The organism is Alloscardovia sp. HMSC034E08 (assembly GCF_001813415.1).
GTDB lineage: Bacteria > Actinomycetota > Actinomycetes > Actinomycetales > Bifidobacteriaceae > Alloscardovia > Alloscardovia omnicolens.
Genome location: NZ_KV812468.1, coordinates 655283 through 678480 on the forward strand (window position 1 = coordinate 655283; position 23198 = coordinate 678480).

General features: G+C 46.4%; 15 protein-coding genes and 2 tRNA genes. 12 read left to right on the forward strand and 5 right to left on the reverse strand.

Annotated elements, in window-relative coordinates:
* Positions 1-542: 542 nt before the first annotated feature.
* Positions 543-2027: a 30S ribosomal protein S1 gene (rpsA, locus tag HMPREF2909_RS04405; protein ID WP_021617228.1), complete on the forward strand. Its 1485-nt coding sequence runs from the start codon at positions 543-545 to the stop codon at positions 2025-2027.
* A gap of 100 nt (positions 2028-2127) precedes the next feature.
* Here rpsA and HMPREF2909_RS04410 read toward each other — a convergent pair whose 3' ends face one another.
* On the reverse strand, positions 2128-2343 hold the full coding sequence (locus tag HMPREF2909_RS04410) for a hypothetical protein (RefSeq protein WP_021617227.1): 216 nt from the start codon (positions 2341-2343) through the stop codon (positions 2128-2130).
* Between the two features lie 293 nt (positions 2344-2636).
* On the opposite strand from HMPREF2909_RS04410, the gene coaE reads away from it, so the two are divergent.
* The 8 genes from coaE to HMPREF2909_RS04450 all read left to right on the forward strand — a co-directional run bounded on the left by coaE (position 2637) and on the right by HMPREF2909_RS04450 (position 13559).
* Positions 2637-3413: a dephospho-CoA kinase gene (gene coaE / locus HMPREF2909_RS04415; RefSeq protein WP_071415369.1), complete on the forward strand. Its 777-nt coding sequence runs from the start codon at positions 2637-2639 to the stop codon at positions 3411-3413.
* Between the two features lie 218 nt (positions 3414-3631).
* A complete protein-coding gene (uvrB, locus tag HMPREF2909_RS04420; RefSeq protein WP_071415370.1) occupies positions 3632-5743 on the forward strand; it encodes an excinuclease ABC subunit UvrB in 2112 nt (703 codons plus the stop codon).
* A 38-nt stretch (positions 5744-5781) separates the two neighbouring features.
* A complete protein-coding gene (locus tag HMPREF2909_RS04425) occupies positions 5782-6768 on the forward strand; it encodes a TerC family protein (RefSeq protein WP_071415371.1) in 987 nt (328 codons plus the stop codon).
* Between the two features lie 132 nt (positions 6769-6900).
* A complete protein-coding gene (gene pyk, locus HMPREF2909_RS04430; RefSeq protein WP_071415372.1) occupies positions 6901-8343 on the forward strand; it encodes a pyruvate kinase in 1443 nt (480 codons plus the stop codon).
* Positions 8344-8968: 625 nt separating this feature from the next.
* Positions 8969-9042, forward strand: a tRNA-Leu gene (locus HMPREF2909_RS04435).
* Positions 9043-9112: 70 nt separating this feature from the next.
* The gene (locus HMPREF2909_RS04440) at positions 9113-9772 is read left to right on the forward strand and encodes an ANTAR domain-containing response regulator (protein ID WP_071415373.1); all 660 of its coding nucleotides are present in this window, start codon (positions 9113-9115) and stop codon (positions 9770-9772) included.
* A gap of 76 nt (positions 9773-9848) precedes the next feature.
* On the forward strand, positions 9849-12722 hold the full coding sequence (gene polA, locus HMPREF2909_RS04445) for a DNA polymerase I (RefSeq protein WP_071415374.1): 2874 nt from the start codon (positions 9849-9851) through the stop codon (positions 12720-12722).
* 24 nt (positions 12723-12746) lie between these two features.
* A complete protein-coding gene (locus HMPREF2909_RS04450; RefSeq protein WP_071415375.1) occupies positions 12747-13559 on the forward strand; it encodes a Nif3-like dinuclear metal center hexameric protein in 813 nt (270 codons plus the stop codon).
* Between the two features lie 60 nt (positions 13560-13619).
* On the opposite strand, the gene HMPREF2909_RS04455 is transcribed toward HMPREF2909_RS04450, so the two are convergent.
* Positions 13620-13693 (reverse strand) — tRNA-Pro (locus tag HMPREF2909_RS04455).
* A 189-nt stretch (positions 13694-13882) separates the two neighbouring features.
* Here HMPREF2909_RS04455 and HMPREF2909_RS04460 point away from each other — a divergent pair.
* The 3 genes from HMPREF2909_RS04460 to hisN are packed head-to-tail and all read left to right on the forward strand — an operon-like array spanning position 13883 to position 17137.
* Complete coding sequence (locus HMPREF2909_RS04460) at positions 13883-15007, forward strand: hypothetical protein (protein ID WP_071415979.1); 1125 nt, start codon at positions 13883-13885, stop codon at positions 15005-15007.
* Between the two features lie 26 nt (positions 15008-15033).
* Positions 15034-16365 carry a 3-phosphoshikimate 1-carboxyvinyltransferase gene (gene aroA, locus HMPREF2909_RS04465; protein ID WP_071415376.1) on the forward strand — a complete coding sequence of 444 codons (1332 nt, stop codon included), beginning with the start codon at positions 15034-15036 and terminating at the stop codon, positions 16363-16365.
* Positions 16358-17137 (forward strand): histidinol-phosphatase, encoded by a 780-nt coding sequence (hisN, locus tag HMPREF2909_RS04470; protein WP_071415377.1) that lies wholly within the window; start codon positions 16358-16360, stop codon positions 17135-17137. The genes aroA and hisN overlap by 8 nt, the downstream gene beginning before the upstream one ends.
* A gap of 55 nt (positions 17138-17192) precedes the next feature.
* Here the strand turns inward: hisN and HMPREF2909_RS04475 are convergent, their stop codons facing one another.
* The 3 genes from HMPREF2909_RS04475 to HMPREF2909_RS04485 form a co-directional block, all read right to left on the reverse strand.
* The gene (locus HMPREF2909_RS04475; protein WP_071415980.1) at positions 17193-18422 is read right to left on the reverse strand and encodes an acetate/propionate family kinase; all 1230 of its coding nucleotides are present in this window, start codon (positions 18420-18422) and stop codon (positions 17193-17195) included.
* A gap of 57 nt (positions 18423-18479) precedes the next feature.
* Positions 18480-20162 (reverse strand): phosphate acetyltransferase, encoded by a 1683-nt coding sequence (gene pta / locus HMPREF2909_RS04480; protein WP_084797254.1) that lies wholly within the window; start codon positions 20160-20162, stop codon positions 18480-18482.
* A 225-nt stretch (positions 20163-20387) separates the two neighbouring features.
* A complete protein-coding gene (locus tag HMPREF2909_RS04485; protein ID WP_071415379.1) occupies positions 20388-22862 on the reverse strand; it encodes a phosphoketolase in 2475 nt (824 codons plus the stop codon).
* Positions 22863-23198: the final 336 nt, after the last annotated feature.

Below are 23198 nucleotides of genomic sequence, written 5' to 3' on the forward strand. Positions count from 1 at the left end.
TAGATTGTAGGTTCGTGAAAGTTGCTAGCGTCGGGCGCTGACAACGCCCACGTCCACATTGAGAGTGATTGGAATCCTCATCCGTGCGTGAACCATGGAACGTAACGCCAAGTCAGGTTTCACGAATTACTAAAGTTCCTACGCGCCGAAATAGTACCCAAGTAAAACGAGCCAAATCAAACAAAACCCCATCTAAAATCTCGAGAATTGCTTAATCATACTCTATGAGTGAGTTTGCGGGAGAGTATCATACTTCCAAACAGTTATGCGCAACGCAAGATATAAAAACATGTATAACAGTGCAACAGGCCGAACAGTGAACTAAAAGTATAAACAGTCAACGAGAAGCATAAAACATGCGACACGCCCGGATAAATCTATGATTTTGACGAGGTTGTAGCGTATCCTTGAACTTGTATGTGCAGACACGTATGTGAATGTTCGTATACGTTTCTTATGTACGCTTTACCCATGTAGAACGTACATAAGAAACGGACAACTGAAGAACGATATTATCCGCTAAGTCAAAGAAAACTATTTTAATGACAGATAACAAGAACGAAATCCAGAAGGTCGCTATCAACGATATCGGCACTGAAGAGGATTTCATCAAGGCAGTCGATTCCACCATCAAGAATTTCGATGATGGTGATCTCGTTGAGGGTACCGTTGTAAAGATCGATCACGACGAGGTACTTCTTGACATCGGCTACAAGACTGAAGGTGTTATTCCTTCCCGCGAGCTTTCCATTAAGAAAGACGTGGATCCAGACGATGTTGTTGAAGTTGGCGACACCGTTGAGGCACTTGTCATCACTAAGGAAGACAAGGAAGGCCGTCTTATTCTTTCCAAGAAGCGCGCACAGTACGAGCGTGCTTGGGGCGACGTTGAGAAGATCAAGGATGCTGACGGTATTGTTGAAGGTACCGTTATTGAAGCTGTTAAGGGTGGCTTGATTGTTGACATCGGTTTGCGTGGCTTCTTGCCTGCATCCCTCGTCGAAATGCGTCGTGTGCGCGACTTGGCTCCATATATTGGTCAGACTATTCAGGCTAAGATTCTGGAGCTTGATAAGAACCGTAATAACGTTGTTCTTTCTCGTCGTCAGTACCTCGAAGAGACCCAGTCTGAAGTTCGCGAGACATTCTTGTCCCAGCTTAAGAAGGGTCAGATTCGCGAAGGCGTTATTAGCTCCATCGTTAACTTCGGTGCATTCGTCGATCTCGGCGGTGTTGATGGTTTGATTCATGTTTCTGAGCTGTCATGGAAGCATATCGACCATCCATCCGAAGTAGTGAAGGTTGGCGATAAGGTTACCGTTGAAGTACTCGATGTTGATCTCGATCGCGAGCGCATCTCCTTGTCCCTCAAGTCTACTCAGGAAGATCCATGGCAGCGTTTCGCACGCACCCATGTTCCAGGACAGGTTGTTAAGGGTAAGGTGACCAAGATTGTACAGTTCGGTGCATTCATCTCTGTTGATGATGGCATCGAAGGTCTCGTACACATCTCTGAGTTGGCAAACCGCCACGTAGAGAACCCAGAGACCGTTGTAAAGCCTGGTGACGAAGTATTCGTTAAGGTTATTGACGTTGATCTCGATCGTCGTCGTATTTCCTTGTCTCTCAAGCAGGCAACAGACTCTGTTGACCCAGCTTCTGAAGACTTCGATCCAGCTCTGTATGGCATGCCAGCAGAGTATGACGAGAACGGAAACTACAAGTACCCAGAAGGCTTCGATCCAGAAACTAACGAATGGATTGAAGGTTTCGAAAAGCAGCGCGAAGAGTGGGAAGCTCAGTATGCAGCAGCTCACGACTTGTGGGAAGCTCACAAGGTATTCGCAGCTAAGCAGGCTGAACTTGCAGCAGCATCTGCTGAAGCTGATGGTGTAGCTGAGGAAGAAGCTCCAGCTGAAGAAGCTGAAGCGACCAACTACAGCTCTGCTCCAGCAAACGAAGGTACTCTTGCAGCTGATGATCAGCTCGCAGCTCTTCGTGAACAGTTGCTCAGCGAGAACAACTAAGCACGGCTTATTGCGTTAAAAGGGCTTGAGATGAGGGACTTTGGTTCCTGTCTCAAGCCCTTATTCTTTACGTTTTACTTACTTTTACTTATATTTTTACTTAATTTTTCTTATATTTTTCGCGCAATATCATAACTACTTTCAAGATAATCATGAGAGCCACCGATGCGAAAGTGACAATAAGCCAGTTCCATGAATAATGGAAGGCCAATGGCACAGATAGTATTCCTATAACACCGAAAATTGTAACGGCAACAATAACAATAACTGAAATCAAATCTTCTTTCTTATTACGCGCATTAATATGCTGATTCATAGTAGTCACCAATCCTTTTTCTTATTCTTTTTCTTATTCTATCGTTTTCTATCGCGAGTTTTCATGTTAGTGGGTTGCTATCGTTTTGTTATCTGGGAGATATCGGGGAGGTATTCCGGGGAATCGTCAGGGAGATGCGTAGCACCTTTGAGAACAAATTCTCGTGGCATACCACATCGATGTGTGTATGAGATGTACGTGGTTGATTGTTAATACCTAAGGGTGCTACATAATCAACAGTAATACACGGCGAATAATATACGGCGAAAAGGGTTATGGCATAATATGAACTGATGAATACTATGATGCGTGTAGGAATAACAGGCGGTATAGCTGCAGGGAAGTCAACACTAAGCCGTCATCTAAGGGAACAAGGTTTTACTGTAATTGATTACGATGAGCTTGCTCATTCACTGTCACAACCCGGTAGTCCTGTGCTAGACCAGGTACGTACCGTTTTTGGAGATAACAGCATAGCAGCGGACGGAAGTCTGAATCGTTTATGGATGGCGCAGAACGTGTTTACAGATGCCCACAAACGGGAACAACTTAACGCGATTATGCATCCTGCAGTCTATGCGCTTGCTGCTCAGCATGAAAATCGCGAACAGAGCGAATGGACTGCTCAGTGTGAAACGCGCGAACCGAATGAGCAGGGCGAACAGAGCAAAGTTTTGGTACAGCGCGAACAGAACAAACGCGATGAGCAGGGTGAAAAGCGTGAAAAACACGAACAAGTGTCGCTTCAAAACAATCTTAAAAAGCTGAACAACAAGCTCTCCATTATTTTTCATGATATTCCGCTTCTTGTAGAAACCCGTGAGATTGCTTCATCTCAAGGTCTCACATGGGATTATATTATTACCGTTGAAGCTGCAGATGATGTGCGTATTGCGCGCATGATGAACACAAGGCATATGACTGTTGAGCAGGCTCGAGCGCGTATCGCCTCTCAGCTAGAACGACAAGAGCGCGAGTCTGTAGCTGATGTTGTGATTGATTCTGAACAGCCTTTGGAAGATATGTATGCTCAGATAGATGGCATTGTGAGTGCTTGGTTGAGCGGTTGAACCTGACTCAACTCCTCAACTTTACTCAACTGTCCTCAAATCAAAGAATACAGACTGCACCCGGCTCAACTCAACTGCACATGACCGAACTCACTTGAACTCAACGAGTACCGAGCGGATGCGTTATAAGAAATAATAAGAAATAATAAGAAATCCTGCAGTATGCCTTCAGTGCATCTGATGTTCAGCTCATACACGCACATCATTACACTAGAGCTATGGGTTTTCATGGTATTGAGCGTATAGATAAGCCGTTTGTTGTTAAATCGCCATATAAGCCGTCGGGCGATCAGCCGAAAGCTATTGATGAATTGGCTACACGCATTGAGAATGGCGAAACTGATGTGGTGTTAATGGGTGCCACAGGTACGGGTAAAACAGCAACAACTGCGTGGCTTATTGAGCGATTGCAGAGACCTACGCTTATTTTAGAGCCAAATAAAACCTTGGCTGCCCAGCTTGCTGCAGAGTTTCGTGAACTCATGCCAGATAATGCTGTAAATTATTTCGTTTCTTACTACGACTACTATCAGCCTGAAGCGTATATTCCTCAAACTGACACCTTTATTGAAAAAGATTCGAGCATTAACGATGATGTGGAGCGCTTGCGTCACGCCACCACAGCAAATCTGCTCACACGCCGTGACTGTGTAGTTGTTGCAACTGTCTCGTGCATTTATGGTTTGGGAACTCCCGAGGAATACGCAAACCAGATGCTCTTCCTCAACCGTGGCGAAATGATCGAAAGAGATGAACTGCTGCGCACTTTTGTGAATATGCAGTACAAGCGCAATGATATTGCTTTTGCCCGTGGAACCTTCCGTGTGCGCGGAGATACGGTGGAAATAATTCCTGTGTATGAGGAATTAGCTATTCGTATTGAATTCTTCGGAGACGAAATAGACCGCATATCGACTCTGCATCCTATTACGGGGGATGAAATTGAGGGAGTAGATTCGATTCATATTTTCCCTGCCACGCATTATGCAGCGGGACCGGATCGGTTGGCACATGCGGTAGATACGATTCAAGAAGAGCTTGACCAGCGTTTATCTCAGCTGAAGAAAGAAAATAAGCTGTTGGAAGCTCAGCGTTTGGAAATGCGCACAACATACGATTTGGAGATGCTCCAGCAGATTGGCACGTGTTCAGGTGTGGAGAATTATTCTCGTCATTTCGATAATCGTGCAGCAGGAACACCTCCGCATACGCTGCTCGACTTCTTCCCAGACGATTTCCTTCTGGTTGTTGACGAGTCTCATGTTACTATTCCTCAAATCGGTGCTATGTGCGAGGGAGACGCCAGTCGTAAACGCACCCTGGTAGAGCACGGTTTCCGCTTGCCATCTGCTATGGATAATAGGCCGTTGAAATTCCCTGAGTTCCTCACACACATTGGGCAGACAGTATATTTATCCGCAACTCCAGGTGACTATGAGAAGGAGCTGTCGGATGGAGTCGTGGAACAAATTATTCGCCCGACTGGTCTGCTCGATCCGAAGATTGATGTGCGCCCAGTCGATGGACAAATCGATGATCTTCTTGCAGAGATTAAAGCACGTGTTGCGAAGAATGAACGCGCATTAGTGACGACCTTAACCAAGAAGATGGCCGAAGACCTCACTGATTATCTGCTTGAGCGCGATATTAAAGTAGAGTATTTACATTCTGATGTTGATACCCTGCATCGAGTAGAACTGTTGCGTCAGCTGCGTGAGGGCGTTATTGATGTAATCGTGGGTATTAACCTGTTGCGTGAGGGCTTGGATTTGCCTGAAGTATCCTTGGTGGCAATCCTTGATGCAGATAAGGAAGGTTTCTTGCGTTCGTACCGCTCATTGATCCAGACAATTGGTCGTGCTGCACGAAATGTCTCGGGAACAGTCATTATGTATGCGGATCGACTTACCGGCGCCATGCAACTTGCTATCGATGAAACTAATCGTCGTCGCGATATTCAAATGCGTTACAACGAAGAGCATGGCATAGACCCGCAACCGTTGATTAAGAAGATTAGTGATGTGAACGATATGCTGGCAAAAGAAGACGTGGATACAGAGGAATTGCTCTCAAGCGGATACCGTAATTCAGGTAAAGCAGGAAATTCGCACCTTGGCGTGCCAGATATGGATGCTAAGAAAGCCCAAGAATGTCACGAGAAAATTTTGGAGGCAGGTCTTCCTGCTCAAGACTTGGCAAACCTCATTCGTCAGCTGTCTGATCAAATGCATACCGCAGCTGAGCAGCTTCAATTCGAGTTAGCAGCTCGTTTGCGCGACGAGATTCGCGACCTGAAAAAAGAGCTTCGTCAGATGACTCAGGCACAATAGAAGAAGTTGTTAAGAGATTAGAGAAGGCAATTAACTAAATGAGTGAAACTCCCGTATGGTTTATGGCTGCCACTTTTATGGTTTTAGCGCTGTTTTTCGTGGTTGATTTAATAATTATTGGACGTAAGCCGCATATTCCATCGACCAAAGAGTGCGTACAACATATTGCTTTTTTCGTTGCTATGGCACTTATTTTTGGGGGGCTTATCTGGGGCTTTGCTGGATCGCAACCTGCCATAGAATTCTATTCAGGCTGGCTCACCGAGTACTCGTTAAGCGTCGATAATCTTTTCGTTTTTGTGATTATTATGGCGAACTTTTCAGTGCCTAAAAATATTCAGAAGTATGTGCTCTCTGTGGGTATTGCGCTTGCTTTAGTGTTGCGCGGTATTTTTATTTTGGCGGGTGCAGCAATTTTGGAACGCTTTACGTGGGTATTTTTCCTCTTTGGAGCATTTTTGATTTATACCGCAATAAAGTTGGCGATGGGGGAAGATGACGACGAGGAGTATAAAGAGAACGCTCTGATTAGTTTTATGCGGAAAATAGTGAAGATGAGCGATCAGTATGACGGTAAGAAAATGACTACTATGGTTAATGGCGTCCGTCATTTTACGCCTATAATTGTTCTGTTTGTCGCTATCGGAACAACCGATGTTATGTTCGCCTTTGATTCCATCCCTGCTATTTTTGGTTTGACTAAAGATCCTTTTATCGTTTTTACCTCTAATGTTTTCGCTTTGCTCGGATTACAGCAACTGTACTTTCTCTTAGGTGCTTTGCTCGATAAACTTGTTTATTTGTCTATAGGATTATCTGTTGTACTTGGTTTCATTGGCATCAAACTGGTGATGGAAGCGTTGCACGATAATACTTTGCCTTTTATTAACGGGGGAGAAGGTATTCACGCGGTTCCTCTTGTGCCAACGTGGATGTCGCTAGTCGTCATTATCGCTTCTCTCGGTATTACTGCTGGTGCAAGCATTATTAAAATGAAACAGCTTGAAGCTATCGAACAGAAATAATCAATATTTTTTTAATAATGCGAAACGCGGTTGTGAAACGGGTGTGTGGCAAAAGTACGCTAGCCCAAGTAAACTAAAAATGTGAAATATGGGCGTTGCCCATTCCGTCTAGAAAGAAACAGGTAGGCATTCATGCGCAAGGCAAAGATTGTCGATACAATTGGTCCAGCTTCCTCAGCTCTTGAGATTCTCAAGGAAATGGTTAACGCTGGTATGAACGTAGCTCGAATCAACCGTTCCCACGGTACATTCGAAGAGCATATGAACGTTTATAACAACGTACGCCAGGCTGCTAAGGAAACCGGCAAGAATGTTGCAGTTCTCGTTGATTTGCAGGGTCCAAAGATTCGTTGTGGTTGGGTTGAAGAAGACGCTAACGGCGACGATAAGGTATGGCTCGAGCAGGGTCAGGACTTCGTTATTACTACAGACGAAGTAACTGGTAACAAGGAACGCGTTTCCACCACTTTCAAGGGTCTTCCAGGCGACTGCCACCCAGGAGATCCAATTCTTATCGATGATGGTAAGGTACAGCTCGAGGTCGTTAAGGTGGAAGGCAACGACGTACACACTAAGGTTGTTGTTGCAGGTCCTGTATCGTCCCACAAGGGTTTGAACCTTCCAGGCGTTGCAGTATCCGTTCCAGCATTGTCTGAGAAGGATGAAGAAGATCTTCGCTGGGGTATCCGCACTGGTGCAGACATTATTGCTATGTCCTTCGTTCGTTTCGGCACCGATATTGAACGTGCACACGAAATTATGGACGAAGAAGGTCGCCGTATTCCAGTTGTAGCAAAGATTGAAAAGCCACAGGCTGTTGAGAACCTCGTTGACATCGTTAAGGCATTCGATGGCATTATGGTTGCTCGCGGTGATATGGCTGTGGAAATGCCATTCGAGCAGGTTCCACTCATCACCAAGCGCTGCATCGAGCTCGCTCGTGCATACGGTAAGCCAGTTATCGTAGCAACTGAAGTTCTCGGTTCTATGGTTAAGGTCCCAGTACCATCTCGTGCAGAAGCATCTGACTGCGCTAACGCAGTTCTCGATGGTGCAGACGCAACCATGACTTCTAACGAAACTGCTGTTGGTGATTACCCAGTAGTAGTAGTCAACACCATGGCTCGCTTGTCTCGCTATGCAACTGAGCACGGCTACGATCGTATTCCAGGCATCAAGGATGAAGAATTCTCCACCACTGCAGCTGTGGCACACTCCGCAGTAAGCTTGGCGGAGAAGACTGAAGCTAAGGCTATTGTTGCTTTCACCAAGACAGGTGAAACCGTACACCGCGTATCTGCTGAGCGTCCACAGACTCCTATCTTCGGTTTGACCACTGATGAGCACACCAAGTGCTGGCTTGGTCTGTCTTGGGGTGTTGAGGGCATTAAGCTCGATACTGAATACCATGGTCTGTCTCGCAACGAGCTGATGACTCTCGCAGACAACACTTTGAAGGCACAGGGTGCTGTTGCTGATGGTGACACCATTGTACTCATCGCTTCTGCTCCTTCCGCAAACGAGGCTGGTTCTACCGACTCCGTTTACGTACACACCGTAGGTGCTCGCGATTAATTCTTAAGAATTAATCTACTGAAAAGTGGGTTGTAGCTGTTGCTACAATCCACTTTTTCGTTTTCTGTGTGTGAAATATATAGGTTCTTCGGTTTTTTAGGGGTTTGTGAAGGTTGCAGGTGTCTGAAAGCTGTGAGCGCACAACGCTAACAACTTTCGCGGTCATCGTTGAGAGTGTTTTCAGTTTTCGTGCTGTGCGTGAATCGTGGACTGCTAGAGCAAGTCATGTTTCGCGTCTTGGGTTATACGCTTAACCAGATAGAAACGGGTTCTTGAATCGTGGACTGCTAGAGCACAGCATGATTGACGAACTCATCTGAGATAGGTGTAGCGTTTAACCATATGCGTGAACTATGGAGTGCTAGAGCGAAGCATGTTTCATGCTGCGTTTTACTCCTGTGAACATGATTAGAACACTCGTGAATCATGGAACGCTCTACCAAGTCGCGCTTCACGAACCACCTCAGAACTCCTACACACCGCAATAATAACCAAATAAGACAAAAAATCCACGAAAACCCCAAGAGCCAATATATATCGAGAGCTCTTGAAATTTCAGGGAACACGCCCAAAAACAAAAATATTTGCCATCGTCCGCAATAGCGTGTATATTCTTACAAGTACCGCCCCGGTATCCCAATTGGTAGAGGAAACAGCCTCAAAATCTGTGCAGTGTGGGTTCGAGTCCCACCCGGGGCACAAAATGTGAGGTCTCAATGGGGAGCTCTCAGTAACTTCCCAGTGTTCAAACTAGGAAGGGTGAACGATTATGGCAGATGATTCACACGCGAAGCGCACAGTTGTTGTTGCCGAAGACGAAGCTTTGAACCGCCTAGATATTATTGAATCTCTCAATGATGGTGGGTACGAAGTTATCGGTGAAGCAGCTAATGGACAAGAGGCTGTAGATATTGTGCGAGCTAAGCATCCAGATATCGTTGTTATGGATATTAAGATGCCAGTAAAAGACGGTATTACCGCTGCTCGTGAAATTAATGAGGAGTTCCTTGCCCCTGTTGTTATGCTCACAGCTTTCTCCCAAAAAGATCTTGTAGCCGAAGCTATTGATGCTGGTGTTATGGCTTATGTGATTAAGCCATTCGTGCCAGATAAGCTTTTCCCAGCTTTAGACGTTGCCTTCAGCCGTTTTGAGCAGATGCGTGTTTTACGTAGCCGTATTAGCACTGGAGCTTTTGTTGAACACGAAGCTCCTGCTGATGATAAAGTAGCAGCATTGCGCGAACAAGTAGAGGATTTGAAGAATCGTTTGGAATCTCGCAAGCATGTTGATCGTGCTAAGGGCTTGCTCATGGAAAATATGGGCTTGTCTGAGCAGGAAGCATTCCGCTGGATTCAGAAAACATCTATGGATCGCCGCTTAACCATGTTGGAAGTGGCTGATGCTGTGATTGCTCAGATTGAAGGCTAAACTCTTCTCCATACTTTTATGGCTAGGAATTGTAATTCCTAGCCATAATTGTTAGCCATCAAGTACTATAGAAGTTATGGTTTCACGTCTTTTAGTTATCGATGGTCATTCATTAGCTTTCCGCGCATATTTTGCTTTACCTGCTGACGGTTTTTCTACCGCTTCCGGGCAAACAACAAACGCTGTCTACGGTTTTACTACCATGCTGTCTCAGGTACTGAAAGAAATACAGCCAACGCATATTGCTGTTGCTTTCGATGTAAAAGGCGGAACATTTAGAAACGATTTATTGGAGCAGTATAAAGGCACGCGCGATGCTGCACCAGAAGATTTACTGACTCAATTACCTCTTCTGCATGATTTATTGGATTCCTTAGATATTTCTTATGTAGAACGTCAGGGATATGAAGGTGACGATATTATAGCCACTTTAGCTACTGTGGCACGAGATAATGGCTTCAATCACACCTGCGTGCTTTCGGGCGATAGGGATGCTTTCCAGTTAATTGACGATAAAATTACTGTGCTGTATCCGGGGCATCATTTTAAAGACTTGAAGCATATGACTCCCGAAGCTGTTCTCGAGAAGTATAAGGTATATCCACAGCAATATCCTGATTTGGCTGCGCTCCGTGGTGAAACAGCCGATAATATTCCTGGAGTTCCAGGAGTGGGTGATGGTTTTGCTGCAAAATGGATTAATGAATATGGCAGCTTAGACGGCATTATTGAGCACGCTCAAGAGATTAAAGGCAAAAAAGGAGAGGCCTTACGCGAGAATATTGAGCAAGTTCAGCTCAATCGTCGCGTTAACGCTTTGGTTCGCGATGTAGAACTGGATGTGAGCTTAGAAGATTTTGAAATTCAACAGCCAGATGCGTCAAAAATTGATACTGCTCTGAGTGTATTCGAATTTGGTGTTACTATTAAGCGTCGCATTTATAATGCTCTTCACGCATGTTTTACGCATGATGAATCTGTTACTGCTCCTGCAAAATTTACTCCTGCACGTCGTACCGCCTCTTCAAGTAGTGCAGCCAGTAACGCAGACGATATGAGTCAGTCAGCTCCATCGCATATTAACGACCTCCTTAACTCATTGCATCTTAACGTGGTTATTGATGCACACACAGCAGAGCAAGATGTTGTACAAGCCATTCAATCATGGTCTACTCAGCTGAGCAAAGAACATAATCATGAATGGGGTATGTATGTTGAAGGCGATGCACACCCAGAAAAGCTCAACGTACGCCGTATTAGCCTAGCAGCACGCTCGGGTGCAGCACTATCTCTACCGGCGCATGTATTGAATAGTCATACAGTGCGTGAAGCTCTACACACGCTCATTACTGAACATGGTCACAAGTGCGTGCTCCATGGTTTCAAAGCATGCTTACATGTGATGGATAAACTCGGTATTAAACTGCCACAGCCAGTCTTAGATACTGAACTAGCAGCATATTTGCTCAAGCCTGATGACGATGATTATTCTTTGCCAGTTCTTCTCAGACATGATGCCCAACTTGAGGAGGACGATATTACCGGTCAACCCGCTACTGAAGTACAGGGAGCTTTTGATTTCGATAGCGACGAACCACTTAATGATGTGAGTGAAAAAGATATAGCTGCTCAGTCAGCACGTTGCGCTCTTGCTTTACTTGCGCTATATGACGTATATATGCCAACTCTTGAAGAACGCAATCAGCACAGCCTACTCAAAGATATTGAGTTACCTGTATCTCGAGTTCTTTTTGCTATGGAAAAAACAGGTGCAGCTATTGACCGTGCTCGTTTACGCTCCATGCTTGAAACTTTTACTGCAGATGCTACTCAGGCACAAAATATTGCATGGGAGCAGGCAGGTTCGCAAATCAATCTGCAAAGCCCTAAACAACTCCAAAGCGTACTTTTTGACGACATGGGTTTGCCTCCAACAAAGAAAACAAAAACCGGAGGATATACGACTAATGCAGCTGCTCTCCAAGATCTTTATGTACGCTCTCTCAACAATGAGCGTGCGCACACGTTCTTAGGGGCCTTATTGAGACATCGCGAAATGAATAAACTCAAGCAAATCGTACAGACGCTTACAGAATCCATTGACCCACGTGATGGTCATATTCACACGACTTTCGAACAGACGGTGGCAGCAACTGGACGTTTAAGCTCTGCAGAGCCTAATTTGCAAAACATTCCTAACCGGAATGCTGCTGGACGAGAAATTCGTGCTGCTTTCGTACCATCGGAAGGCTTCACATATCTGCTCTCTGCTGATTATTCACAGGTAGAGCTACGTTTGATGGCTCATTTATCTGGAGACAAGGGGCTTATCGACGCTTTTAAATCTGGTGCAGATTTCCATCGTTACGTTGCTTCCTTGGTATATGGCATTCCTGTTAACCAGATTAGTGGTGACCAGCGCTCACATATTAAAGCGATGAGCTATGGTTTAGCTTATGGGTTAAGCACATATGGTTTGGCTCAGCAGCTCAAGATTTCTCCTGCAGAAAGCGATATTCTCAAGAAGAAGTATTTTGATACATTCGGGGGAGTACACGACTATTTAGAGTCTTTGGTAGCACAGGCGAAGCGTAAAGGATATACTGAAACAATGTTCGGACGTCGCCGTTACTTCCCAGGTTTGCGCTCTACGAACCGTCAGGTGCGTGACGCTGCTGAACGTGGCGCGCTGAATGCACCTATACAGGGTTCTGCAGCCGATATTATGAAGCTCGCTATGATTAAGGCCGATAAGGCTTTGAATGAGGCTGGTGTACGCTCTCGCGTAACAATGCAGATTCACGATGAACTTGTGGTGGAGGTTGCACCAGGGGAAGAGCAAATTGTACCTGATTTAGTCCGTGATGCGATGGAGCGTGCTATTGATCTTGCGGTGCCATTAGATGTGTCTACCGGTTTAGGTCCGGACTGGCAGCAGGCAGCTCACTAAGATTAAGATTAAGAGGAGTACGCGATGAATGTTGGGCAGATTGTAGATGTTCTCGAAGAACTCTATCCTCTGGATTTGGCTGAGGATTGGGATGAGCCAGGTCTTATTGTGGGCAATCCTCAATGGGGTGTACACACGATATATTGTGCGGTCGATCCTACAGAAGAAACTGTGAACGATGCTATTGCTCATGGTGCGCAGCTTATGATTACGCATCATCCGCTGTACTTTAAAGCTACGCATACCGTTGCAGGCTCCACTTTCCGCGGTGCCTTGGTTACAAAGCTTATTGAAAACCATTGTGCATTGTGGGTTGGGCATACGAATGTGGATTCTGCTGAGCGCGGTCAAGGTTTTGCTTTTATCGATGTAATGAGATTGAAAGATCAAGGTCCTCTCGTTCCTCACCGTGATAATCCTGCTCGTGGATTGGGGCGTATAGGGAAGTTTGATACGCCGATACTGTTGGGTGATTTTGCGTTAGATATTGCTCATAATTTGCCACATACTGAGTCTGGTGTGCAGGTCAGTGGCGATCCTTTTCAAGAGATTTCACGTGTAGCTGTGCTGCCTGGATCGGGAGATTCTGAAATCATGGCTGCTGCTCGTAGTGGTGCTGATGTGTATGTGACGAGTGATTTGCGTCATCATCCAGTTTTGGATGCACGTCAGGAAACAGGATTAGCGTTTATTAATACGCCGCACGCAGCCATCGAGAAACTCGTATTCAATCTCATGGTGCAGGACGTACCAGCGGCTGTACGCGCCCGTTATAACGAGGAGATTGAGATGTTCATAACGAGCATTAACACAGATCCTTGGAATGTACGTTTCTAGCAGAGAACAGTGTGAGTAGCAAAAAGGCAGATAGCTAAGCTATCTGCCTTAATCATTGAGTCGGGCTGGCGGGATTTGAACCCACGACATCTTGTACCCAAAACAAGCGCGCTACCAAGCTGCGCTACAGCCCGAGTCTGTGCTGAGCTAAGCTCAACAAGAGAAAACTATACAACAATCTGGGAACTTTTGCACATGGGCGTGTTGCCTTGGAAATACGCCAAAAATAGCAGGGCTCATATAGTGACCATCGAAATCCCACGAGTGTTTCGCTGTCTCAAGCCTACGAAATAATGGAACAACGAACAGGGAGAATGTTGTCCATGAATGTATTAGGCCGTCATCAGCGCGCCGAAACTGTAGGAATTTTTACGTCCATTGCTACGTGTGCCAGCGTATCGTACGCAACATATGCTTATACTCAATCAGCGAAAGCAATTTGGTTGCTTACCAGTCGTCGCATTATTATGACTTCTGTCTTTCTGGCATGCTGCACAGCAGTGGTTTTTATCTGCGGATATGCGCGCAACGGTTTCAGTCACGAGAAGAAAACTTTTCTGCGTTTAGCACGCCGCAGCGGTGAGCTAATCGCTTTAACCGTTGTATATACGGTGTCTATTGGTCTTATTTCTGCAGCTTTGCAAATGTTCGTAGCTCAAATCCTCGGTAAGTCTTTTGCAAGCTACCAGCTGCCTGTTGTAGCTTTTATGGCAAGTATTGTAGGGTATACGGTTTTCGTACAGGCGGCTTTAATGACCTCTCGAACTATTGCCACCTTACTACCTGTTTTCGTGATTTCTGGTGCGACCTTAGCTGGTATGACCAGCGATGATCCAGTGTGGTGGAAGAATAATTTCTCTCAGCTGGGAGATCACACCACTTTTGCAGCAAATATTTTTAACTTCACGGTTATTCTTGCGGGCGCAACAATGCTGATTATCAGCTATTTCGCTGTTTCAGAAATTACTACGCAACATCGCTTATTTGAACGGCATTTCAAAGAGCTTCCTGAAAATAACGAGTTCTTAGCTCGTCGCGCAGTTCTTGCTCTTTTGCTGACGGTGGCGGGGGTTATGTTTATGGGTATTGGTTTGTTCCGGTATTCACCGCATCCTATTTTGCATAATGTTTTTGCGCGCGGTATTGCGTTGCCCATGACATTACTGATGATAGGCATGCCGTGGCTTGTTCGTCAGATATCTGTTGCTTTCTACTTCGTGTCCGATTTTATTTTGGCAGTTATTGTGGCGGCATACATCTATTGGTATCAAGGATATACATCCTTAACTAATGTCGAGGCTTTGGCAGCTATTTTATTTATGGGATGGTTTATCCTGTTTTCCCGCCAAATTGCTGCTTTGGAATCCGATCGTCTCGAAGCCTTAACGAATTTGCCTGCAGACATCGTTCAGGAAATGGGACATTCCCGTTTGGATCATGAAGCTTAAGCTGCCCATAGGTTACGATAGGGAGTATGACTACCCTTCCTGATCCATGGCCAGCTCCACAAGCACAACATCCGCTCAACGCTACAGTAGATGTTCCTGGCAGTAAATCATTATCGAATAGATATATTATTTTAGCTGCTTTAGGCTCTCAACCTGTGCGTTTAGAAGGTCTGTTGCGTTCGCGCGATACTGAGCTGATGATGGCTGCTTTAGACCAGCTAGGTGTGCGCTGTGAGATAGATTCAACGGTAGAAACAACAGTAACTGTTTATCCTCCTCAAGACGGTATTTTTACTGGTAACTGTACTGTTTACTGCGGTTTAGCAGGAACAGTAATGCGTTTTGTTCCAGCTTTAGCGCTTTATGCTGATGCTCCTGTGCGTTTTGACGGAGATACGCAGGCGTATAAGCGGCCGATGAAGCCTGTGCTCGATGGATTAGAACAATTAGGTGCTCAGATTGAGTATGAAGGTGCTGAAGGCTTTTTACCTTTTACTATTACGCCTCCACGTGCTCGTGAAGGACAACACCATATTCGTATTGATTCCTCGCAATCATCTCAATTTATTTCTGGTCTGCTCTTAGCTGCAGCGAAATGGTCGGATACATTAGAGATTGAGCATACGGGCGATACTCTTCCTAGTATGCCTCATATTCGCATGACTATGGATGATATTTCTCGAGCAGGAGGTCAAGTTCTGTACCACGAAGCTGTATGGACTGTGCCATCACATGAGGTGCAGCTTGCTCACACAGTTGTGGTGGAGCCTGATTTATCGAATGCTGCTCCGTTCTTGTGCGCGGCATTGATTGCAGGTGGCACTGTGCGCGTACCACGCTGGCCGGCACAGTCTACACAGCCAGGCGCATTATTACCTGACTATTTACGCTCGTTTGGAGCGCAAGTTCAGTATGATTCTTCCACTCAGATTCTGACGGTTCACGGTTCAGGAACTATTGATGGTGCAGGAGAGCTTGATTTATCTCCAGCAGGCGAGATTGCACCCACTCTGGCTGCTTTAGCGGCTGTTGCTCAATCTGATTCCACTTTTACGGGCATCGCTCATTTGCGCGGGCACGAAACAGATCGTTTAGCTGCTTTAACGACGGAAATTCAGCGTTGTGGAGGTTCAGCTCAAGAAACTCAAGATGGTTTAGCTATCCATGCTGTTAAGCGTTTTGCACTGCACAGAGCTGTGATGGAAACCTATGCAGACCATCGTATGGCTACCTTTGCAGCTCTTATCGGATTAATTGTTCCAGGAATTGATGTGGTCAATGTGGCTACAACGCGCAAAACGATTCCTGATTTCGTGGGTTTATGGACGGCGATGCTAGAAGAAGGTTCAAATGACTGAGTTTTATGATGATTTGATTCATGCTCTTGAATATGCAGATGTTGCAGATGAGATAAGTATGAATCGTTTTGGTGCTTTGGATTTGCATATAGATACGAAGCCTGATAATACGCCCGTTACTGATGCTGACCGTGCAGTGGAACGTGCTATTCGTAACAAGATTGCATCTCACAATCCTAGTGATTCGATTTATGGTGAAGAATTAGGAAAGCAGGAGAGCACAGGACGTCGTTGGATTATTGATCCGATTGACGGCACGAAGAACTTCGTGCGTGGAGTTCCTGTATGGGCAACTTTAATTGGGTTACAAGTGGGAGAGGATCTGGTTGCTTCTGTTGTCTCTGCACCAGCATTGGGCATGCGCTGGTTCGCAGCTCAGGGAGCAGGTGCATTTATGGGCACAGATATGAATAATGCTCGGCAAATTCATGTGTCGAAAGTATCTCGTCTTGAAGATGCCTCCTTATCTCTGTCGAGCTTATCGGGATGGAAAGAACGAGGCAATCGTGACAAAGTTATTGATTTAACAGATCGAGTCTGGCGTTTACGCGGCTATGGCGACTTTTGGCAGTACATGCTGGTAGCTCAAGGAGCAGTGGATATTGCTGCAGAACCAGAACTCGATTTATATGATATGGCTGCACTTGTGCCCATTATTACTGAAGCCGGCGGTTCTTTTACTGATTTGAATGGTAATCCAGGACCATGGGGTGGATGTGGATTAGCTACAAATGGTTTATTGCATGCTCAGGTCTTAGAAAAATTGCAATAAAATAGTCCTGGACTCGATATGAAGTCCAGGACTATTTTAGTACGAATAATGCTTATTAAGCGTTGAACTTATTGCCGTAAGCATCGCCTTCAACAGCTAACTGTGCTACCTTCTGAGCAATAGCCAACTCTTCGTTAGTTGGGATAACGCAGACGGTTACCGAGCTATCTGGAGTAGAAATCACGCGTGGCTCAGAAGAACGGGTTTCGTTCTTTTCAGCATCAATCTTTACGCCGAACGGAGCGAGCTTCTCACACACCATAGCACGGATAGGGTCAGAGTTCTCACCCACGCCAGCAGTGAAAGTAATAACGTCCAAACCACCCATCTGAGCAGTGTAGTTGCCAATGTATCCAACAATACGGTGGACGTACATGTCAATAGCCAAAGCAGCAGTCTCATCGCCGCCATCGCGCAAAGCCAAAACTTCGCGCATATCGCCATGACCAGTCATACCCATCAAACCGGACTTCTTGTTGAACAAAGTATCAAGCTCGTCAACGTTCATACCAGCGTTACGAATCAAATGGAATACAGCTGCTGGATCAATGTCTCCGGTACGCGAACCCATCATCAAACCTTCCAAAGGAGTCAATCCCATGGAGGTTTCTACTGGCTTACCGGAAATCTGAGCGGATACAGAAGCACCATTACCGATGTGTAAAACAATCTGCTTCAAACCTTCAGAAGGCTCACCAGCAACCTCAGGCGCAACCTGTCCAATGAACTCATGAGAGGTTCCATGAGCGCCATAGCGACGAATCTGATACTTGTCTGCAACTTCCTTATTCAAAGCGTATGTTGCAGAAGCATCTGGAAGCTGGAAGAAGAAGGAGCTATCGAAAACGAAGCCCTGTGGAACATCTGGAAGAAGACGAGTCATAACCTCAGCACCAACAGCTTCAGGTCCGTTATGCAAAGGAGCCAAAACAGCTAATTCCTTAACCTTCGCAATATTTTCTTCAGTAACCAAAGCAGGAGTTGGGAATACAGAACCACCCTGAACCACGCGGTGGCCAACTGCTACCAGATCGTATTCCTTCAAGTTTGGACCATACTCATCGAAGAAAGCCAAAACTCGCTTAAGACCCTGTTCATGGTTTTCGATAATTTCGTCCTCGAAAACGTGCTTATCGCCATTGAATTTATGAGTGTAGATACCCTTAACAGGTTCGCCGATTTTCTCGACCAGACCGGAAGCGAGACCTTCGCCGCTTTCCAAATCAACCAGCTGATACTTAATAGAGCTGGAACCAGAATTAATAACGAGTACAGTCTTTGCCACTGCTCGTCCTCCCATCAAATATATTAGTTACCCATTAGTGAGATTACTCTGTGCCGCCTACTTTTCCTGTTGCGCGTAGACGGTTGTAAGAGCAATCGTGTTAATAATGTCGTCCACGGTAGCACCACGCGACAAATCGTTTACAGGCTTGTTGAGGCCTTGCAAAACAGGGCCAATAGCCAAAGCTCCAGAGGAGCGCTGCACAGCCTTGTATCCGATATTTCCTGCCGACAAGCTTGGGAAGACGAAAACATTCACATGACCGGCAACATCGCTGCCTTTCGCCTTGGTTGCTGCAACGTCTGGCGACCATGCTGCATCGAACTGGATTGGACCAACCACAGCAAGATTTGGGTCGAGTTCAGTGAGCTTGGCCGTGGCTTCGGTGACCAAATCGACGTCTGGGCCAGAACCTGAACCAAGAGTCGAGTAGGAGAGCATACCCACGCGAGGTTCAATACCGAAAGCACGAGCGGTCTGAGCAGACTGCAGGGCAATCTGAGCAAGCTGATCGGCGTTAGGATTAAGGTTAATAGCGCAATCTGCAAACACAGCTACATGGTCTTCGAAACACATAAGGAACGCGCCGGAAACAAGCGACTGACCAGGCTTGGTCTTAATAACCTGCAAAGCAGGACGCACAGTATTCGCGGTAGAGTTTACCGAGCCAGAAACCAAACCATCGGCATGACCTAAGACAACGAGCATGGTACCGAAATAGGATGGATCGGTAAGGGTAGCGCGAGCCTTGTCCTCAGTCATACCCTTATGACCGCGCAATTCTACGAGCTTAGCCACCATCGGTTCGAGAACAGTTTCGTCGTCCATAGCTTGAAAGCGTGCCTTAGACAGATGAGTTAAGCCTAACTGAACGCCACGTTCCAAGATTGCTTCGCTGTTGCCCACAATAATAAGATTGGCAATATCACGTTCGAGCAGATAATCGGCAGCTTGGATAATGCGATCTTCTTCACCTTCCGGCAGAACAATAGTCTTCTTATCGTTCGCAGCAGTGGTGAGAAGACGTGCTTGGAAAGCGAACGGAGTAGTTGGGGTGGCGAAAGTATTACCGAGAGCTGCAAGCACTTCGTCTGCTGGAGCAGCGTGAGCGAAAACCTCCAGAGCTCCTGGAATCTCTTCTGGCGCTTTGCAACCGTGCGCTGGAATGATCCAGTGAGGATACTCCAAATCCTTCAATACATCCTGCAAGCCTTGAACTTTCTCGGTGTTTTCGGTGTCCAAACCGGTGACGAATACGCCAGCTACCGAGCAGCCACGCTTTTCGGTGTTCTTAATGCACGAATCGATAGTTAAACGCACTTGCTGAGGAGTGCGAGGAATGCAGCAAATCACCAGGAAAACAGGGGATTGCAGGTCTGCTGCGATTTCGAGATCGAGAATAAAGCTTTCTGGATCGAAAGCATCACGATGGTCTTGTCCTGTAACAACGACTGCTTCTGGCTGTACTGTTGCAGTGAGCTTTTCCCATGCACGAGAAATATCGCCACGAGCTGCCTCATGATTCTTGCTGGCACGGTTTGGACACAATACTCGCGATTCTTCGAAGCTTTGTGTAACCGAGCCTAAGGCAATGAGCTGTGGAGTGAAAGTGTCTTTATGGCACACAATCGGGCGGAAAGTAGCTGTGGAATAGCGTGTTGCTAAGGCTGCTGTAACGCCTGCGGATACTACATTTCTACCGTTTTGGCCTTCGGGGCTCGCAATAAATACTGTTTTCACTCTGAATACTCCTTTGTGACGAGTGTGTGGCAGCGTCTCTACGCGTCGTAGCGCACAGCGTGCCGTTCATGCAAACATTCTTTATTGTAGGCAGGTGGCTAGAAGTTGCAACACGGAGTAGTCCACAGGGGAATACGTATGAAGAAGGGCCTCCGCCCTAGAGACTCGTTGAGAATCTCAGGAGGAAGACCCTTCGTAAAACTTTAGATAACTAAGGAGTAGAAACTACTCGTTGTCACCTGCGGTTGCAGCTGTTGCAGATACAGCGCCTGGCTTTTCAGTCTGAACGCCGGACCATACCCAGCCAGTGTAGTCTGGGTGATCGTAACCGTTGTCCACAGCGAACTGGAATGCTTCGGTGCGGAATGCTTCGAGCTTTTCGATCTCTGCAGCGAACTTGTCTGCATCTACAGCACGGAGTGCCTCAGCAGTGAGCTCGTAACGATCGATGTTGTTCACGCGCACCATATCGAATGGAGTGGTGGTGGAACCCTGCTCTTCGTAACCATGAATATTGAAGTTGTCGTGGTTTGGACGATCCCAGATGAGGGAGCGTACCTCACGAGCATATGCATGGTAAGCCATGAGAACTGGCTTGTCTGCAGTGAAGAGCTCGGTGAACTCTTCGTCGGACAAAGCTTCGTCGTTCTCAGAAGCGTTCTGGATTGCGAGCAAGTCTACAACGTTAACGAACTTGTACTTTACGCCGTATTCCTTGAGCTTGTCTGCTGCAGCCATGAGTTCCTGAGTTGGAACATCACCGATAGAAGCGAGAACAATCTGTACGTCATTGCCTTCAGCGTTGGAAGCCCACTTCCACTCAGCAGCACCCTTTTCGAGTTCTGCCTTAGCTTCGTCGAGAGTCAACCAAGTAGCAGCTGGCTGCTTACCAGCGATAATTGCGTTGATCTTGTTGGTGGACTTGTATGCCTTCTCAGAAACAGCAAGCAACATGTTGGAATCAACTGGGAAGTAGATGCCAACAACATGATCGTTGTTGAAGTTCTTGTTGAGCAAGATGTCGATAACGCCTGGATCCTGGTGGCTGAAGCCGTTGTGATCCTGACGCCATACATGGGAGGACACGAGCAAGTTCATGGAGGAGATTGGCTTACGCCATGGGATCTCACGAACAGTTGCTTCGAGCCACTTAGCGTGCTGGTTGAGCATGGAATCAATCACGTGTACGAAGGACTCGTAGGAGCTCCAGATACCGTGACGACCAGTGAGCAGGTAAGCTTCCAAGAAGCCTTCCATCTGGTGCTCGGAGAGCTGCTCAGTAACCTGACCAGTTACAGCCATGTTCTCGTCTACGAGTTCGGAGAGGTAGCCGTTGTCCCACTGCTTCTTAGTTACTTCGTATGCAGCCTGCAAACGGTTAGAAGCAGTCTCATCTGGTCCGAAGATGCGGAAGCTATCTGGGTTACGCTTGATGATGTCGCGAGTGTACTCACCGAGCTTACGAGTTGCCTCGAGCTGGCCCCAACCGTGACCGAATTCCTTAACCTCAGCTACTTCGTAATCTTCGATTGCTGGCAAGTCGAGTTCTTCACGAATACGACCACCGTTAGCGTTTGGATTCTCACCAATACGCATGTCGCCTTCTGGCATGAAAGCGGTAACTTCTGGACGGATTGCGCCATCCTCAGTGAAGAGCTCTTCTGGCTTGTAAGATTCGAGCCAGTTCTTGAGAACTTGGAAGTGCTCTTCGGTATCACGAGCAGATGCCAATGGCACCTGGTGGGAACGCCAAGAACCTTCAGTCTTCTTACCGTCGATGAACTTAGGGCAAGTCCAACCCTTAGGGGTGCGGAAGATGATCATTGGGTAGAATGGACGATCAACATCGTTGGTCTGAGCAGTTGCCTTGATGTCGCAGATCTCATCGAATACGGTTTCGAAGAGATCAGCGAAACGACGGTGGATGCTCATTGCATCTTCATCGTCGAAGCCAGCAACGAACTCGTATGGTTCGTAACCCATACCGTGGAAGAACTCGTGGAGCTCTTCGTCGGAAATACGAGCCAAGATGGCTGGGTTAGCAATCTTGTAGCCGTTGAGGTGCAAGATTGGCAAAACGATACCATCGGTGCGTGGGTTTACTAGCTTATTGGACTGCCAACCTGTAGCCAAAGGACCAGTTTCAGCTTCACCGTCACCAACGATTGCTGGAACGAAGAGGCTTGGGTTGTTCATAACAGCGCCATAAGCGTGGGAGAGAGCGTAACCAAGTTCGCCACCTTCGTGGATGGAACCTGGAGTCTCTGGAGCATAGTGAGATGGGATACCACCTGGGTAAGAGAACTGGCGGAAGAACTTCTGCAAGCCAGCTTCATCCTTGGTGATTTCTGGGAAGTACTCAGTGTAAGTGCCGTCGAGGTAAGACTGAGCAGTACCAGCTGGTCCACCGTGACCAGGACCCATGATGATTACAGTGTTCTGGCCGTGATCGGCGATGAGACGGTTGATGTGACCAATGAGGAAGTTCAAACCAGGAGTGGTTCCCCAGTGACCTACGAGACGATGCTTCACGTCTTCGCGGGTGAATGGTTCCTTCATCAATGGGTTGCTACGAAGGTAGATCTGACCAATGGAAAGATAGTTAGAAGCACGCCAGTACTTGTCTACGCCTTCCAAAGCCTCCTCAGAAACTGGAGCGTCCAACTTCTTCCATGGAGTACCGATTACAGGACTAGTCATATGTCCTTGCCTCCTATAATTAGGTGCATATTTACTAAACTGAGTGTGGCGGATTGCCTTTACTCATACGCCTACAATTTTATGGGATGGCTATGACTAAATCCAAGAAGTTTGTGTGGACGTGCACAATAATGAGCGATAATGTAAGATATTGACAGGTCGGATGTTTATTTTTGTTTCAATATTTTACGTAAAAATCGAGAAAAAAGTTTTATAAAGATTGCAAAAATAGGGAAAGTAGTTATGTTAGGTTTTTGAGCGGTGTGTGCGAAAAATGTTCTTCGTTTTCATAAAGTGGAATTTTTGAGCGTGTCGCGCCGTTTTGTGTACAAAATT

Excerpts from the sequence above, each read along its gene's own strand:
- HMPREF2909_RS04410 (WP_021617227.1), bottom strand. The coding sequence starts at position 2,343 with ATGAATCAGCATATTAATGCGCGTAATAAGAAAGAAGATTTGATTTCA.
- uvrB (WP_071415370.1), top strand. The coding sequence starts at position 3,632 with ATGGGTTTTCATGGTATTGAGCGTATAGATAAGCCGTTTGTTGTTAAA.
- aroA (WP_071415376.1), top strand. The coding sequence starts at position 15,034 with ATGACTACCCTTCCTGATCCATGGCCAGCTCCACAAGCACAACATCCG.
- rpsA (WP_021617228.1), top strand. The coding sequence starts at position 543 with ATGACAGATAACAAGAACGAAATCCAGAAGGTCGCTATCAACGATATC.
- HMPREF2909_RS04425 (WP_071415371.1), top strand. The coding sequence starts at position 5,782 with ATGAGTGAAACTCCCGTATGGTTTATGGCTGCCACTTTTATGGTTTTA.
- HMPREF2909_RS04460 (WP_071415979.1), top strand. The coding sequence starts at position 13,883 with ATGAATGTATTAGGCCGTCATCAGCGCGCCGAAACTGTAGGAATTTTT.
- pyk (WP_071415372.1), top strand. The coding sequence starts at position 6,901 with ATGCGCAAGGCAAAGATTGTCGATACAATTGGTCCAGCTTCCTCAGCT.
- HMPREF2909_RS04440 (WP_071415373.1), top strand. The coding sequence starts at position 9,113 with ATGGCAGATGATTCACACGCGAAGCGCACAGTTGTTGTTGCCGAAGAC.
- hisN (WP_071415377.1), top strand. The coding sequence starts at position 16,358 with ATGACTGAGTTTTATGATGATTTGATTCATGCTCTTGAATATGCAGAT.
- HMPREF2909_RS04450 (WP_071415375.1), top strand. The coding sequence starts at position 12,747 with ATGAATGTTGGGCAGATTGTAGATGTTCTCGAAGAACTCTATCCTCTG.
- coaE (WP_071415369.1), top strand. The coding sequence starts at position 2,637 with ATGAATACTATGATGCGTGTAGGAATAACAGGCGGTATAGCTGCAGGG.
- polA (WP_071415374.1), top strand. The coding sequence starts at position 9,849 with ATGGTTTCACGTCTTTTAGTTATCGATGGTCATTCATTAGCTTTCCGC.
- HMPREF2909_RS04485 (WP_071415379.1), bottom strand. The coding sequence starts at position 22,862 with ATGACTAGTCCTGTAATCGGTACTCCATGGAAGAAGTTGGACGCTCCA.